A 16,663-nucleotide genomic window follows, 5' to 3' on the forward strand; every position below is an offset into this window, starting at 1 on the left:
GCTAAAACTCAAACTGATAGAGCAAATCAAGTGCCTGATCTACGCCAGACACTGCTTCCAGATATAGCTTAGGCATCAGGCGATAACGTAACGTGAGCGTCGCCAGAGAGTCAAATATCCCTACACCATACTTCACCTGTAGACCCGGCAGTACATAGCCGCTGACCACAACCTGGGACGAATCGCCCACCCCTTGCGTGTCCAGCGCCAGATTACTTACACCGAATGTCTCTCCGATTTTACCCACAACCTGACCACTTTGCGCAACCCCCAGGCCAATAAGCATGGAGGTCATTGCTGCGCTATCACTCTGATTGCTGTCCAACCCCTGCCCACGCAGCAGATAAGAAAGCGCTTCAGCCTGCGGCATCGCCGGATCGGAGAAGATTTCCGCTTTGGGTTCATCAGCAGTGCCTGTGACGCGCACACCCGCAATGACATCGTCTTCGGTGGCGTCAGGGTTACGGATCGCTTCGATATTGAGCAGCGGCTGATCCGGCGGGCCGGAGAACAGCAGCTCGCCTTTACGGACAAGCAGGTCCTGGCCGTAGGCGCGGAATCGGCCGTCAGGAATATTGATTTGACCATTCAGCCCCAGCCCCTGCTTATCCTGCGCGACTTTCAAATCGCCGGTCAAACGCGCTTTAAGCCCGAAGGCGTCGATGCGCACGTTGTTGCCGACGTGGACCGTCAGATTACTGTTGATGGGAATAGACGCTGTCTGCGGCGTTTCTGGTTGCAAGTCATTGTTGAGCATAACCACATCGCTGGAGACGCCGACCGCGCTCTCCGGCAGGTCGTGCACCACAATTCGTGCCCACGGAACGTCCACACGCCCATCCAACGTGAACAGCGAAGGCGTCGCGTCAAAGACCACATCCGGCGAGACATCCAGGCGCACCATCGGCGGAACGGTAATCCGCACCCGGCTGCCTTTCGCCGTCACCCGCGCGCGCCAGTTGTCAATCTGACTCCAGTCGGCGTTACCGTTCAGGTTAATTTGCCCTTGTTGTGTTCGCACGATACCGGCGAGTGTCGAACGCGTCCCGCTAAAGTTCATGGTGAGCTGGCTCGGCTGCATCTCAAACGGCATAAAATTACCGTCAATATCCAGCGCGCTAAGCTGCAACTGACCAAACAACTGCGGGCTTTGCACATCGCCGCCCAGACGTAGCCTGGCGTTTAACATTCCCGCCGCTTTTTCGCCGCGCGAAAAGACAGGGTTGACCATCGCCAGATTGAGATTGCGCATGTTGACGTTACCGCCGAGATTGCGCCGCCCCTGAGGATCGGTTACCTGCACCTGGCCATCGAATTGACCATTGTTCGTCAGGCGAATCAGCCATCCCAGCTCGGCGCGATTATTGTGCAGATCGGCGCTGAGGTTCAGCGTCTCAAACGCGACCGGTAATGGCGCGTCATTGACGGTCTGCGTGACCTTCACATTACGACCGGAAAGCGTGACCTTCCCCTGCGGCAATCCCTCCTGGGTGGTGTCCCACGACACATCCGCTTTCCCGCTAAAGATCCCGCTGGCCTGAGTGGTATCAGGCATAAATGGCTTCAGCATCGCCAGATCAAAGCGGTTGAGATTGACCACCGCCCGTCCTGCGGCGCCCGCATCAATGGTTTGCGGGATGCACAGCTCGGCGTTCGGGTTCAGCCAACAATGTGGCCCGATACTGATTTTCTGTTCTTTATTACGGTAGTCCAGCGCAATCGCGCGGGTCAACGACCATGGCCCCACTGGCGTCTGGAAACGGGTGTCGCTTAACGTCCCTTTCCAGCGCGCCGCCTCGCGATCAAAACTGCCTGTCAGGGAGAGTTGACCGGATACCGGTTCTCCCTGAACACGGAGCTGTAGCTGATGCTGCTTCTCGCTGCCTTTGGCGTCAAGCGCCACCAGATTGATGTTAACGTCGGGCTGCGAAATCCGCTCTACGCGAACGTTGAGATGGCCCGCTATCTGATCGGTGGATTTAATATCGCCCTCGATGCGCGCCTGGGCGACAGACAGCTCCTGCCAGCGCAAGCCGCGGGCGGTGATATCCGCCAACAGCTGCGGCGCTTCTACCGTACCGCGGACTTTAACAATTCCTTTTGCCATGCCCCCCAGCCCTGGCAGCGCATTATCCAGCCCTGGCGCATCGATGGCGGCGTCAAGATTCAGCTCCTTAACGCCAAGCTCGCCTTTTATATCGGCGCTGTTTGGGCCCAGCGCAAGGTGCAGCCCCGGGATCGTCCACTGCATGTAGCTGTTGCCCTTTAGCGTCCCGTTGACGTTAACGCTGTTCTGCTTCACATTGCCGGTCAGCTTGAGCTCCGGGACATCCATCTGCCAGGTGCCGCCGTAGAGGCTGCCTTTGGTTTTCATGACGCCGTTAAGCTTCGCGGGCCAGTCCGGGATCTCTTTAGCGGTATTGATGCCATTCAGCGTCAGTTCGCCACGCCAGCTAATCGCCTGCTGCCAGTCCACCAGCGCTTTCAGTTCGGTTTTTCCCTCCAGAGCGGCGACGGTGAGTTTATCGAGATTAATCTGCCGCTCATTCCCTTTAGCATCCAGCGTGATGGTCGCCGGCGGAATATCTTGTCCTTTCACGGCGGTTCGCATCGACAACGTATAGTCGGTCATCTTACCGCTCAGTTTGAGCTTCAGATCGTCAGCCTGAAACTGGGTATCACCCGTCAATGGCCAGGCAATGCGTTGGCTGACGACTTCAAGATTGAGCGGTAAACCGGCCTCCGCCAGCCGCGTCTGGGCGCGAAGCGCGACATCCATCGGCCCGGAAAGGTTCACCCCGACCTCCAGTTGTTCGCGTAGCGCGCCGCCGACCTTGAGTTTTATCTTTTCACCCTTTAGCGGATCGATATTCAGCGTACTGTTGAGCGTAATATCGACCGGCCAGTTATTGGCGAGCTGCGCCGTACCGGAGGCTTTCACCGTGCCCTGGTTGGCGTCGATATCCAGAGTATCCAGCTTCATATTACCGTCGATACTGCTGACTTTAAGCAGCATCGTGCGCACCGTCAGATCGGTATCGCCAGTGATGCGTAGCTGCTCGCCGCGAAATGACTCGATATTCAGATTGAGCGGCAGGTGAACATCGGTCATCTCCGGCATTACTGGTTTTGCAAACAGATCTTTTAGCGTTTCGCCAAGCGGCTTTTCATCCGGTTGAGGTTTCTCGATTTTGGGTTCAACCACCTCTTCCTGCGCCACGTCAGCGACCTTCGGCAGCGCGATCAGCAATCCCTGAAGCCGCGTCGGTTTCAGGGTCAGGTTTTTCTCCTGCCATGCCAGCCCGGAGGTAAAATCCAACACCGAAACGGTAGTGTCATCAATCTTGATATTGATGTTATTCAACGCCACGCGCGACAGCGTGATGGGCCAGGGCGTGGAGAGGTTCAGCGGTCCGCTTTCTTCCTCTTCTTGCGCCGGTTCGGAAGGCGGCATTTTTTTGCTGTCGATAGCGACATTAATGTCTTTTAGCGCCAGATCATTGACGCACAGGCTACTGCGCCACAGGCAATCAAGCCCGACGGCCAGATGAATTTCGCCCGCATTTACCGCAACGCCCGGCTGCTCATAGCGGATATTTTTTAACGATAAGTCCCGCCAGCCGCCGGTGACCTGCCCAATCTCCAGCCCCGGCACCCAGCGGTTCGCCGCACTGAATACCAGATGCAGCCCCGTCGTCGTCCCGACCAGAAACGCAACGCTCGCCAGTAACACCACAATGAAAATCAACACGCCGAGGCTTATTTTCTTCCATAAACTCATAATTCAGGCCCCAGACCGATATAAAACTGTAAACCGTGTTCGTCTTTGTCGCCGACCGGTACGGCAAAATCGAGTTTGATAGGCCCAACCGGCGACGCCCAGCGCACGCCGACTCCGGTCCCGGTTTTGAAATCGCTACGGCGAATATCACTCACCGCCTCGCCGCTATCGACAAACACTGCCCCCCACCATTTGCCGGTGACGTTATACTGGTACTCCAGCGATCCGGTTGCCAGTTTTGAGGCGCCTTTAAGATTGCCGTCGCTATCTTTAGGCGAAATAGATTTGTATTTATAGCCGCGAATACTGCGGTCGCCCCCGGCGAAGAAACGTAAATCCGGCGGAACTTTGTCGAAATCACCGGTTTCTATCCAGCCCAAATTGGCGCGCATCACAAAACGGTGGCGATCGTACAAAGTCCGAATCCAGACGTTTTGCGCCTGCAGCACGGAGAAATCCACGTCGGAGCCCCAGGCCGTATTCGAATAGTCTACTGAATAGCGCTGCGAATCGCCCCAGGTTGGCATCAGTCCCCCTCGCGAGCGGGTTCGGCTGATCATCACGCCCGGGTAGAACAGCATGGTGGTATTGGTGACGTTCCCCTGGGTAAAGTGGTCGAAACTCCAGCGCAGGTTAATCGCCCGCTGCCAACCGCTGGAAAGGTCCCAGTAACGCGAAACGGCAAGCGTGGTCGAGTCCTGCTCCGTATCATTCAAATCGGTACGTTTAAAACCGCCCTGGACCAGATAGTATTGCTCCAGCGGGTTTTTCAGCAGCGGCATTTTATAACTAAAATCCAGCACCTGTTCCGGCGCAGAAATACTGGTGCTGGTGGTCAGGCTATGACCGTAAGAGTTCATCCACGGTTTTTTCCACGACGCTTTCACGCGCGGCCCGACGTCGGTGGAGTACCCCACCCCGGTTTCAATCGTGTTTTCGGTTCGCGGCGATACCACGCCTTTTAACGGCAGAATTTTTGTTTTACGCGATTTCTCAAATTCCGGCGCCACCACGACAGAATTAAACCATCCGGTAGCGGAAAGTCGGCGGTTTAGTTCCGCCAAATCTTTCGATTCGTACTCATCACCCTCTTTAAACGGCAACAGATTTTGTAAATATTCATCACGAATCTGCGAACCTTCGAAGGTGACAGGTCCGAAGCGATAGCGCTCACCGCTATCATAATCAATATCCCAAAACGCCTGATGACGGCCCAGAGCAATTCCCAACTGACTTTTAACGAATTCGCTGTCGAAATAGCCTTTACGTAGCGACACGCTGGTTAACGACTTTTTAAAATTGTCATAGTCTCCCTGGTTCAGCACCGTGCCGATTGCCGGACGCGTTTTCAGTAAGGCCAGATAATCTTTGTCCGTGCGCGCGCCGCCGCGTAAAATGACTTCTGTACCGCCAATCAACACCGGCTGGCCGGGCGTAACCCTGGCGATTAATACCTGCCGTCCTTTCGCAGGCGGTGGAAGCAAGTCGAATTTGATAGTGGGTTCGTAATAGCCTAGCGCTTTAAGCCCTTCGCGAATCGCATCATCAACTCGGGCGCGAAAGCGCCGATCCGGCGTCACCTCATCGCTCTGAATCGTAGAGAGCTGTGCGCGAACGTTTTTTTCCAGCTCTCCGGATAGCCCTTCGACTTTCAGACGAACATTTGCGGCTACCGCAGAACTGCTCAGGCACAGTAAGCTAACCCAACATAACTGACGGATATGTGGCACATTTTCTCCTGAATATCCCCTATTCCCACCCCTGGAAAAAATCACACTACCGCTCCGCGGCTTAACATAAAATCAACAATTTCGATTGAAAAGCAGACGACTGCCCAAATATTTCTTATGGTTAAATCCAGATACATTAATGTTGTTATTGTGTGCAAAGATGCGTCTCGTTACAACCTTAACGCCAATTAACGCTTTCGGGAGAATAGCTCATGAGTTTATTTGATAAAAAACATCTGGTTACTCAAGCAGATGCGTTACCAGGACGCAACACCCCGATGCCGATCGCCACTCTGCATGCGGTAAATGAACACTCTATGACCAATGTCCCTGCCGGGATGGAGATCGCCTACTTCGCGATGGGCTGTTTCTGGGGCGTAGAACGTTTATTCTGGCAATTGCCCGGCGTATATAGCACCGCGGCAGGGTATGCAGGCGGTTACACGCCTAATCCAACCTACCGGGAAGTCTGCTCCGGGCAGACCGGTCATGCCGAAGCGGTACGGATAGTGTACGATCCTGCCGTTATCAGTTATGAGCAGCTTTTACAGACCTTCTGGGAAAATCACGATCCGACGCAGGGGATGCAACAAGGTAACGATCACGGTACGCAATACCGTTCTGCGATTTATCCCTTAACGCCGGAACAGAATGCCGCCGCTCACGCCAGTCGCGAGCGCTTTCAGTCGGCAATGACCGCCGCCGGAGACCATCGCCCTATTACCACGGAAATCGCCCATGCGACGCCGTTTTACTACGCCGAGGATGAACACCAACAGTATCTGCACAAAAATCCATACGGTTACTGCGGGATTGGCGGGATCGGCGTTTGCCTGCCGCCTGACGCGTGACGACGCAGGCGTAGGGGGAACTTGTCGGAGTTGAAAATGAACCCTCTGGCGACTTTACAGTAGCTTACGCTATACTAGCCCTGAACTTATCGGCTCACTGCTACGAGCCGGTTTTCATTAAACGTTACCACACGGATTTATAAACTTCCCTTCCGAGGATCTGGCGTTTCGCCGGATAAGATATGTTAAACAGTATATTCATTATATTCTGCCTGATCGCTGTAAGTGCGTTCTTCTCCATCTCCGAGATCTCGCTTGCCGCATCACGTAAGATTAAACTTAAGCTATTAGCTGATGAAGGCAGTATCAACGCACAACGCGTATTGAAAATGCAGGAAAATCCCGGCATGTTTTTCACCGTTGTGCAAATTGGCCTGAACGCCGTCGCTATTCTTGGCGGTATCGTCGGCGATGCGGCATTTTCGCCCGCCTTTTCCGCCCTTTTCTCGCACTATATGTCGCCAGAACTCTCCGAGCAGCTGAGCTTTATTCTCTCTTTCTCGCTGGTGACGGGGCTGTTTATCCTGTTCGCGGATTTAACCCCGAAACGCATCGGTATGATTGCGCCAGAAGCTGTGGCTTTGCGTATCATCAACCCGATGCGCTTCTGCCTGTTCGTTTTTCGCCCGCTGGTGTGGCTGTTTAACGGCATGGCAAACAACATCTTCCGCCTGTTCAAAATTCCAATGGTGCGGAAAGACGACATTACTTCTGATGATATTTACGCAGTGGTGGAAGCCGGCGCGCTGGCGGGCGTCTTGCGCAAGCAAGAGCACGAACTGATTGAAAATGTGTTTGAACTTGAATCCCGCACCGTACCGTCTTCTATGACGTCGCGCGAAAGTATCATCTGGTTTGATCTGCACGAAGACGAACAAAGCCTGAAGAAAAAGGTCGCCGAACATCCGCACTCAAAATTTTTGGTGTGTAATGAAGATATCGACCACATCATCGGCTATGTAGACTCCAAAGATCTGCTGAATCGCGTGCTGGCGAACCAAAGTATGGCGCTGAATAGCGGCGTGCAAATTCGCAATACCTTGATTGTGCCGGATACGCTGACCCTTTCTGAGGCGCTGGAAAGTTTCAAAACGGCGGGCGAAGATTTCGCGGTCATTATGAATGAATACGCACTGGTCGTCGGTATCATTACGCTGAACGATGTGATGACCACGCTAATGGGTGACCTGGTCGGCCAGGGACTGGAAGAGCAAATTGTGGCGCGCGATGAAAATTCCTGGCTGGTTGACGGCGGCACGCCGATTGACGACGTCATGCGCGTGCTGGATATCGATGAGTTTCCGCAATCCGGCAACTATGAAACCATTGGCGGCTTTATGATGTTTATGCTGCGCAAGATCCCAAAACGTACTGATTCGGTGAAGTTTTCCGGCTACAAATTTGAAGTGGTGGATATCGACAACTACCGTATCGATCAGTTGCTGGTGACGCGTCTCGACAATAAAAGCAACGTACCGGCGCCGAAACTGCCCGATGCGCAAGGTAAAGAAGACAGCGCGGCCTGAAATCCGTTTGCCAGAAACATCAACGGCTCCTGATTCAGGAGCCGTTTTTTTTTACTTTTTTAACCTACTGCATAGCACTTTTGGTTACGCCATCTCAGTTTGCAGACGCATAACCTGACGGTTAACTTCAGACATCACAGACAAGTGCTGCTTGTCTCTCACTTTTGGGATAAGAATCTTACCCTTATCGAACTCAAAAGCGCCAACATCCTTGATATATAACCGTCCACGGAACAGGATCTTCACGTACTTCGCCACCTGTAGCGGGTTGTAGCGTTGGAAAATTTTCATTGTTGTCTCCTGCAAAGTATTACGCCCTTGCGGTGCCACAATCGGCCCAACAGTTTTAAGGCGCAAATTTTAATGCCATATGACTATAGACCATATCTACGTCGTTTCCAGTGTGCATAAGTATATTTACCTTTTGATTACAGTTATTCAGAATTATCTAAACATCAGCTCATTTTTCTCAGTATATGCCTTCATTTTTCACAGGAAATGTGCGCCCGCCCGCAAACTGGCATCCCCTTTGCGGGAAAAAGCATCAATCGCACATATGATTAACTATCGGCCCAAAGTGGTCGGATCACCTGCAAAAAATAAAGAAGGAATGACCATGACCCTACGTAAAATTCTGGCGATGTCGTGTCTGCTACTCCCCATAATGGCTTGTGCGCATAACCTTGAAGTTAACCAACGGGTGCCGCCGGTAGGCATTGCCGACCGTGGCGAACTGACGTTGAATAAAGATGAGTTTAGTTATAAAAACTGGAATAGCGCGCAGCTGGCGGGAAAAGTGCGCGTCCTGCTGCACATTGCGGGTCGAACGTCAGCGAAGGAAAAAAACGCCACGCTGATTGAAGCGATTAAATCCGCCGGGCTTCCGCATGACAGATACCAGACGACCACAATTGTGAACACCGATGATGCGATCCCAGGCTCCGGTATGTTCGTGCGTAGCAGTATAGAAAGTAATAAAAAGCTCTACCCGTGGTCGCAATTTATTGTCGACAGCAATGGCGTGGCGCGTAACGCCTGGCAATTAAAAGAAGAGGGGTCCGCCGTCATCGTGCTTGACAAAGACGGTCGGGTTCAATGGGTGAAAGATGGCGCGTTAACCCAGCAAGAGGTACAGCAGGTGGTCGACCTGCTGCATAAGCTCCTCAGTAAATAGTCACCCGGAAGCCGGGGTTAAGGAACGATTCACGAGGGGTATAGTCCAGCGTTTTTCCCTGCCAGTCGTGAACGTGCGCCCCGGCTGCAACGGCAATGGCATGACCTGCGGCAGTGTCCCAGACGCTGGTCGGCCCAAATCTGGGGTAAAGCTGCGCCTGGCCTTCCGCCACAAGGCAGAATTTCAGCGAGGAACCAATAGAGGTGGTCTGATGTTCGCCAAGCTGTTGGAGATATTCGGTGAGTTCATCATCCGTATGCGAACGGCTAATCACCACCAGCGGCGGGCGGGCATCCCGCACCTGAATCTGCTTACGCACCCCGCACTCCTCTTTCCAGGCCTTACCTTCCGCCGCGTAGTACATCACTTTCAGCACCGGCGCATAGACAACGCCCAACACCGGCTTGCCCTGCTCAATCAGCGCAATATTGACCGTGAATTCGCCATTGCGCTTGATGAATTCTTTGGTGCCGTCGAGCGGATCGACCAGCCAGTAACGCTGCCAGTGCTGGCGCACTTCCCAGGCGGGCGGATCTTCTTCTGAAAGCACCGGAATATCCGGCGTGAGCGTGCGTAACCCTTCGAGAATCACGGTATGTGCGGCGATATCCGCCGCAGTGACTGGAGAATCGTCCTGCTTGCGGGCGTACTCCATCGGTTTGGCTCCATCATAAACCTGCATAATGGCATCGCCCGCGTTCCGTGCAAGCTGGCATACTTGTTCTAACATTCTCCACCTCTTTATGACGGGGGCGTTAACTCGTTGTTTTACTTATACCCGATCGTTAAGGGTTCCGCCAACTGTGATACCGTCAGCGGTTTTGATAATAGCTTTCATGGCATGATTCACCTTTCTGTGAACACTCGCAAAAAATCGGCCGGATGGGGCGGTTTCGCCTTCTTCTGGCGACGGTTGGAACGATATCGGGTTTCACTGTTTATCATCGCTATTTTTCACTATCCGGCTTTTCTATTGCGTTCTTAAAAGGTGCCTCTGATGATTAAGTTTAGTGCAACGCTTCTGGCTACGCTGATCGCCGCCAGCGTGAATGCGGCCACCGTCGATCTCCGTATCATGGAAACTACTGATTTACATAGCAACATGATGGATTTCGATTATTACAAGGATACCGCAACCGAAAAATTCGGATTGGTACGTACCGCAAGTTTGATTCATGCCGCCCGAAATGAAGTCAAAAACAGCGTGCTGGTGGATAACGGCGACCTGATTCAGGGGAGCCCTCTGGGCGATTATATGGCGGCAAAAGGGCTCAAAGACGGTGATGTTCACCCGGTCTATAAAGCGCTCAACACTCTGGATTACGCGGTTGGAAACCTTGGCAACCATGAATTTAATTATGGTCTGGACTATCTGCATAACGCGCTGGCCGGCGCGAAATTCCCTTATGTTAACGCCAATATTATCGACGTTAAAACCCAAAAGCCGCTCTTTACGCCTTATCTGATTAAAGAGACGAGCGTTATTGATAAAGACGGCCACCCGCAAACTCTGAAAATCGGCTATATCGGCTTTGTTCCGCCGCAAATCATGATTTGGGATAAAGCGAACCTGAGCGGCAAAGTTACCGTCAATGACATTACGGAAACCGCCCGGAAATATGTGCCAGAAATGCGCGAGAAAGGCGCTGATATCGTGGTAGTCATTGCTCATTCAGGCCTTTCTGCCGATCCGTACCACAGCATGGCGGAAAACTCGGTTTATTACCTCAGCGAAGTTCCCGGCGTCGACGCGATTATGTTTGGCCACGCCCACGCCGTCTTCCCCGGTAAAGATTTTGCCGACATCAAAGGCGCGGATATCGCCAAAGGTACGCTTAACGGCATTCCTGCGGTAATGCCTGGCATGTGGGGCGACCATCTGGGAGTGGTCGATCTGGTGCTCAATAACGACAGCGGTAAATGGCAGGTTGCGCAGGCGAAAGCGGAAGCGCGGCCTATTTACGACGCCGCCGCTAAAACGTCGCTGGCGGCGGAAGACAGTAAGCTGGTCGGTATTCTGAAAGCCGATCACGATGCCACCCGCGAGTTTGTCAGCAAGCCCATCGGCAAGTCCGCCGATAACATGTACAGTTATCTTGCTCTGGTGCAGGACGATCCTACCGTACAGGTGGTGAATAACGCGCAAAAAGCGTATGTGGAACACTTTATTCAGGGCGATCCGGATCTGGCGAAACTGCCGGTGCTGTCCGCCGCCGCGCCGTTTAAAGTTGGCGGGCGTAAGAACGATCCTGCCAGCTTTGTCGAAGTGGAAAAAGGCCAGTTGACCTTCCGTAACGCCGCCGATCTTTATCTCTATCCGAATACGCTGGTGGTGGTGAAAGCCAGCGGCAAGGAGGTAAAAGAGTGGCTGGAATGTTCTGCCGGACAGTTTAATCAAATTGATATTCACAGCAACAAACCGCAATCGTTGATCAATTGGGATGGCTTTCGCACCTATAATTTCGATGTCATTGACGGCGTGAATTATCAAATCGATGTGTCACAGCCCGCCCGCTATGATGGCGAATGCCAGATGGTGAATCCGCAGGCGGAACGTATTAAAAACCTGACCTTTAACGGTAAGCCTGTCGACCCGAACGCTACGTTCCTGGTCGCCACGAATAACTATCGCGCTTACGGCGGCAAGTTTGCCGGCACGGGCGACAGCCATATCGCCTTTGCGTCTCCGGATGAAAATCGCGCCGTGCTGGCGGCATGGATTGGCGCAGAATCAAAACGCGCGGGCGAAATCCATCCGGCGGCGGATAATAACTGGCGTCTGGCGCCAATCCACAGCGATACGGCGCTGGATATCCGCTTTGAAACATCGCCAGGCGATAAAGCCGCTGCCTTCATTAAAGCGAAAGGGCAGTATCCGATGAAGAAGGTTGCCGTCAATGATATCGGTTTTGCCATTTATCAGGTGGATTTAAGCAAGTAACGTGTGTCCCGTATGGCGCTGCGTTTATTCGGCCTGACTGGCAGGCCGAATAAAGCGCTAGCCGCCATCTGATAAACGCTCCCGCTGCGCCAATACCTGCGGCAAATTCAGTTCTATCCAGTCCGCCAGCGCGGCGACTTTATCACTCACCTGCTCGCCAAGCGGCGTCAGGCTGTACTCCACATGCGGCGGAACAACTGGATATGACACCCGGTTGAGAAATCCGTCCTGTTCAAGCGCCTGTAACGACTGCGCCAGCATCTTTTCACTCACGCCTCCCATCTTGCGGCGCAGGTCGCTAAAACGGTGTGTACCGTCGCGTAACGCGACCAGAATCAGTACGCCCCAGCGACTGGTGACATGTTTTAACACCTCACGGGACGGGCACTGTTCAGCAAAGAGATTACCTTCACGCAACTGCCGGGAAAGAGTATGAGCGCGCATTGATACTTACCTTTTTGTACGTACTTACTAAAAGTAAGTTTAGGTGGTAGCGTAATAAAACACAAGACCAACACTGAGGAGTTCACCATGATTGCTATCACTGGCGCAACAGGCCAACTGGGCCAACACGTTATTGAAAACCTGCTAAAAACGACGCCCGCCAGTCACCTCGTCGCGATCGTCCGTAACCCGAAAAAAGCCGCCCCGCTCAGTCAGCGCGGGATTGCCGTTCGCCAGGCGGATTACGCTAACGAAGCCGCGCTGACCTCCGCCTTACAGGGCGTTGATAAACTGCTGCTCATTTCATCCAGCGAAGTGGGACAACGCACCGCGCAGCACCGCAACGTTATTCAGGCCACCATTGCCGCAAAGGTGAAATTCATCGCCTATACCAGCCTGCTACATGCGGATAAATCGCCGCTGGCGCTCGCCGATGAACATATTGAAACGGAAAAAATGCTGGCTGAGTCAGGTATTCCTCACACGCTATTACGTAACGGCTGGTATACGGAAAACTACCTGGCGAGCGTCCCTGCCGCGCTGAAGCATGGCGTCTTTATTGGCGCAGCGGGACAAGGGAAAATCGCCTCCGCAATGCGCGCTGACTATGCCGCCGCCGCCGCGCGCGTCATCCGTGAAGAGGGTCACGCCGGGAATGTCTACGAGCTGGCGGGTGATGACGCCTGGACATTACGCCAGTTGGCGGATGAACTTACTCATCAGAGCGGAAAAAAAATCGTCTACCAGAACCTGAGCGAAGTCGATTTTGCCGCCGCGCTAAAAGGCGCAGGCCTGCCTGACGGACTGGCGGATATGTTGGCCAATTCTGACGCTGGCGCGGCGAAAGGCGGCTTGTTTGATGACAGCCATACGCTGCGTAAACTCATCGGTCGCCCGACGACGACGCTCACAGAAAGCCTTCGCTCCGTACTGTAAGTGTTAAAATTTAGTTAATTTATGTGGCATCCTCATAGACCTTCTCTGATAATGACGGAACGGTTTATGAGGAGAATCTGATGATTAGCGGCGTGCTATACGCCCTGCTGGCAGGGCTAATGTGGGGATTGATTTTCGTCGGCCCGTTAATCGTGCCGGATTACCCGGCCCTCTTACAGTCAATGGGACGCTATCTGGCGCTGGGGCTGATTGCCCTGCCGATTGCCTGGTTAGGCCGCACGCGGTTACGCCAGTTGACGCGCAAAGACTGGTTCACCGCCCTGTCGCTGACTCTGATGGGCAATGTAATCTATTACGCCTGCCTCGCCAGCGCTATTCAGCGAACCGGCGCGCCGGTTTCGACGATGATCATCGGGACATTGCCGGTCGTCATTCCGCTTTTCGCTAACGTTCTCTATAGCCAACGAGACGGCAGATTATCCTGGCGGCGTTTAGCGCCCGCGCTGGCGCTTATCGGTTTTGGCCTGCTGTGCGTCAATATTGCTGAACTTAGCCAGGGATTGTCCGATGTTAGCGGCTGGCGCTATGGTTCAGGCATTGTGCTGGCGCTGATTTCCGTAGCGTGCTGGGCATGGTATGCGCTGCGCAACGCCCGCTGGCTGCGGGAAAATCCCGACAAACATCCCATGATGTGGGCAACGGCGCAGGCGCTGGTTACGCTGCCGGTCTCGTTAATCGGCTATGCGGCGGTCTGTCTGTGGCTGAGTATCCAGAAACCGTTGTTTACCCTGCCCTTTGGCCCGCATCCCGCGCTGTTTATCGGTCTGATGATCGCCATCGCGGTGCTGTGTTCCTGGGTGGGCGCGCTGTGCTGGAATATCGCCAGCCAAAAATTGCCAACCGTTATTTTAGGGCCGCTGATTGTTTTTGAAACGCTGGCGGGACTGCTCTATACCTTCATTCTGCGCCAGGAAATCCCGCCATTCCTGACGTTAAGCGGCATTGCGCTCCTGGTGGCGGGCGTGGTCATTGCCGTGAGAGCGAAACCGGAAAAAGCGACCGTCGTTCCGGTCACGGAACGCTAATTTCATACTCGCTTAAATTATACGCACCCCGAAAGTGTTATAGCCTCGCCTTAAAGATGCATTTATAATACAACTTATATTATTGCAAATGAGGTAACGGCTATGGCTTATCGCGATCAACCTTTAGGCGAACTGGCGCTCTCTATTCCCCGCGCATCGGCGCTGTTTCGCCAGTACGATATGGATTACTGCTGCGGTGGAAAACAGACGCTGGCACGCGCCGCCGCGCGTCACGACGTCGATATTGACATCATTGAAGCGCAACTGGCGCAATTGGCTGAACAGCCCATCGAAAAAGACTGGCGCGCCGTTCCGCTGGCGGACATTATTGACCATATCGTTGTTCGCTATCATGACCGACATCGCGAACAACTGCCGGAGCTTATTCTGCAGGCAACCAAAGTGGAACGCGTTCACGCGGATAAGCCAAACGTCCCACGCGGCCTGACAAAATATCTCACCGCGCTGCATGAAGAGCTTTCCAGCCATATGATGAAAGAAGAACAGATCCTGTTCCCAATGATCAAACAGGGTATGGGTCGCCAGGCAACGGGCCCGATAAGCGTAATGGAAAGCGAGCATGACGAGGCGGGAGAGCTGGTAGACGTCATCAAACACGTCACCCAAAATGTAACGCCGCCGCCAGAAGCCTGCACCACCTGGAAAGCGATGTATAACGGCATTAATGAGATGATTGATGATCTGATGGAGCACATCAGCCTGGAGAATAACGTGCTGTTCCCACGCGCACTGGCCGGGGAATAATCCACCGCCAATAAACGATCCTGAACGTATAGACAGGATCGTTTATTCTGAATCGACTAACGCTTTTTAGCGAGAGGTGAATGCATTATTAATAACCTCATATTTCCCCTCCTCAGTGACCAGATAATAACCGCTCTTGTCGATATGCGCAGTATCCAGCGTCCGCGTTACGTTACGCCGTTGCCCGCTATCCACCAGCGTATCACCGAAGAAATAGAGATAACGATCGTCATGAGCAAAAACATCAGAAAATGAACCATCGGGATTTTTAAACCACACCAATGGTCCAATAGGGTCGATAATCTGCACGCCCCCATCGCCGATAAAATAGATCTGTTTACCCACCAAATTAGCGCCAGCTTTCAGCTGTACCTGCGGATCAGGCAAGCGGGTGATGGTTAATACCCTGTCGACCGGAGAGACATACTTCACCTGGTACAATAGATCTTTGTACTGTGCTACCGTCCAATTGTAATGAATGGGATGGAAATATTCTGGATCAACATTGGGAATAGTCGCTATTCGGCAGTCATCGCCTCGGCGCGATGCCTCTCGCGTCATCCATGTCACCTTATCCCGCTGTACATTAAACGTATTGAGACAGTCTTTGCCGAAGTAATAGCGTTTTACGCCTGCTTTGTCGCGATAGAGTAACTGCACGCCAGCGACCCAGCGCACAACATGAAAAGAGTTCGGATCGGCATCAATTGCCACACCATTAACAAAAACCTGCGTGGCGGTACGTAGAATAGTGTCCCACGGGCCAGGATTAGATGTAGTATCGCAGCTGGTCGGCGAAAACAGAATATTACGCTGCTCCCAGGATTTAACGCCCAGGATGGAATATCCCTGCGCACTAGCCAGCCAGCGTCCCTGAAAGTAGAGGTTGCGCCTGTCTTTAAGCACATCGCCGGAGTCGTTTAATTTGATGTTGCCGCCGACCTGCTGCAACGAATCTATATCGACCCTTTTTTCACCATGATTATCATCTGTGCGCTCGCCGTCGAAGTAAAGACTATCTTTATCAGCGGCAAAGCGTCCATACGCCCGAAAAGTCGCTGCATCCACTGGCGGCTTACCCGGTGGATTTTGTACGATTTTCCCAGCCCATAAAATATGCTGGCCGTCGGTTAGCCAATAAAACTGCCAGAAATCATTTTTTATTAGCGATGAAAAAGCGGCGACATGAACAAAATCATTACTCATTTTTCCACGGTCATTATATTCATTAATAATGCGGTCAGGAACGTGCCGTAGTTGACTAAATTTTACCTCTCGAATTTTAATATCTTTAAAATTAATACCATAATCATAATCTTCTTCAACTACATATTTCGTTCCCTGCCCCCACGGCTGATAGTGAAACAAAGCATATGGAATGCCGGAACAGGCCAGAGCTAACACTGGTGCCAGCATTAATAAAATCGATAAACAGAACTGTTTTATTCTCAACATTGCGCCATCCTGCG

13 protein-coding genes are annotated in these 16,663 nt (G+C 52.9%); 7 read left to right on the forward strand and 6 right to left on the reverse strand.

Annotation, left to right across the window (positions count from 1 at the left end):
* Position 1: 1 nt before the first annotated feature.
* Together tamB and tamA are read right to left on the reverse strand one after the other, a co-directional pair.
* Positions 2-3,781: an autotransporter assembly complex protein TamB gene (gene tamB, locus J4728_RS10220; RefSeq protein WP_208211707.1), complete on the reverse strand. Its 3,780-nt coding sequence runs from the start codon at positions 3,779-3,781 to the stop codon at positions 2-4.
* Positions 3,778-5,511: an autotransporter assembly complex protein TamA gene (gene tamA / locus J4728_RS10225; RefSeq protein ID WP_001120235.1), complete on the reverse strand. Its 1,734-nt coding sequence runs from the start codon at positions 5,509-5,511 to the stop codon at positions 3,778-3,780. Before tamA ends, tamB begins: the two co-directional genes overlap by 4 nt.
* Before the next feature lie 212 nt (positions 5,512-5,723).
* Between tamA and msrA the strand changes: the two genes are divergently transcribed.
* Positions 5,724-6,362: a peptide-methionine (S)-S-oxide reductase MsrA gene (gene msrA, locus J4728_RS10230; protein ID WP_000051472.1), complete on the forward strand. Its 639-nt coding sequence runs from the start codon at positions 5,724-5,726 to the stop codon at positions 6,360-6,362.
* 182 nt (positions 6,363-6,544) lie between these two features.
* The gene (locus tag J4728_RS10235) at positions 6,545-7,888 is read left to right on the forward strand and encodes a hemolysin family protein (protein ID WP_000934974.1); all 1,344 of its coding nucleotides are present in this window, start codon (positions 6,545-6,547) and stop codon (positions 7,886-7,888) included.
* 84 nt (positions 7,889-7,972) lie between these two features.
* Here the strand turns inward: J4728_RS10235 and J4728_RS10240 are convergent, their stop codons facing one another.
* The gene (locus J4728_RS10240) at positions 7,973-8,179 is read right to left on the reverse strand and encodes a DUF1107 domain-containing protein (protein ID WP_000689229.1); all 207 of its coding nucleotides are present in this window, start codon (positions 8,177-8,179) and stop codon (positions 7,973-7,975) included.
* Between the two features lie 325 nt (positions 8,180-8,504).
* Here J4728_RS10240 and J4728_RS10245 point away from each other — a divergent pair, with 325 nt between their 5' ends.
* A complete protein-coding gene (locus J4728_RS10245; RefSeq protein WP_000175302.1) occupies positions 8,505-9,062 on the forward strand; it encodes a YtfJ family protein in 558 nt (185 codons plus the stop codon).
* Here the strand turns inward: J4728_RS10245 and cysQ are convergent.
* A complete protein-coding gene (gene cysQ, locus J4728_RS10250) occupies positions 9,052-9,792 on the reverse strand; it encodes a 3'(2'),5'-bisphosphate nucleotidase CysQ (RefSeq protein ID WP_000893398.1) in 741 nt (246 codons plus the stop codon). The two genes, J4728_RS10245 and cysQ, sit on opposite strands and share 11 nt — an antisense overlap.
* A 267-nt stretch (positions 9,793-10,059) precedes the next feature.
* On the opposite strand from cysQ, the gene J4728_RS10255 reads away from it, so the two are divergent.
* Positions 10,060-12,003: a bifunctional 2',3'-cyclic-nucleotide 2'-phosphodiesterase/3'-nucleotidase gene (locus J4728_RS10255; protein WP_208211710.1), complete on the forward strand. Its 1,944-nt coding sequence runs from the start codon at positions 10,060-10,062 to the stop codon at positions 12,001-12,003.
* 57 nt (positions 12,004-12,060) lie between these two features.
* Here the strand turns inward: J4728_RS10255 and J4728_RS10260 are convergent, their stop codons facing one another.
* A complete protein-coding gene (locus J4728_RS10260; RefSeq protein WP_001201297.1) occupies positions 12,061-12,447 on the reverse strand; it encodes a winged helix-turn-helix transcriptional regulator in 387 nt (128 codons plus the stop codon).
* Positions 12,448-12,534: 87 nt separating this feature from the next.
* On the opposite strand from J4728_RS10260, the gene J4728_RS10265 reads away from it, so the two are divergent.
* The 3 genes from J4728_RS10265 (at position 12,535) to ytfE (ending at position 15,194) form a co-directional block, all read left to right on the forward strand.
* Positions 12,535-13,383: an SDR family oxidoreductase gene (locus tag J4728_RS10265; RefSeq protein ID WP_208211712.1), complete on the forward strand. Its 849-nt coding sequence runs from the start codon at positions 12,535-12,537 to the stop codon at positions 13,381-13,383.
* Between the two features lie 80 nt (positions 13,384-13,463).
* Positions 13,464-14,429: a DMT family transporter gene (locus J4728_RS10270; protein WP_000623275.1), complete on the forward strand. Its 966-nt coding sequence runs from the start codon at positions 13,464-13,466 to the stop codon at positions 14,427-14,429.
* Between the two features lie 102 nt (positions 14,430-14,531).
* Complete coding sequence (gene ytfE / locus J4728_RS10275) at positions 14,532-15,194, forward strand: iron-sulfur cluster repair protein YtfE (protein WP_000331471.1); 663 nt, start codon at positions 14,532-14,534, stop codon at positions 15,192-15,194.
* A 66-nt stretch (positions 15,195-15,260) separates the two neighbouring features.
* Here ytfE and J4728_RS10280 read toward each other — a convergent pair whose 3' ends face one another.
* The gene (locus tag J4728_RS10280; protein ID WP_208211714.1) at positions 15,261-16,649 is read right to left on the reverse strand and encodes a hypothetical protein; all 1,389 of its coding nucleotides are present in this window, start codon (positions 16,647-16,649) and stop codon (positions 15,261-15,263) included.
* Positions 16,650-16,663: the final 14 nt, after the last annotated feature.

It is taken from the genome of Salmonella sp. 32070601201500089SM, from assembly GCF_017573605.1.
In the GTDB taxonomy this organism is placed as follows: Bacteria; Pseudomonadota; Gammaproteobacteria; order Enterobacterales; family Enterobacteriaceae; genus Salmonella; species Salmonella enterica.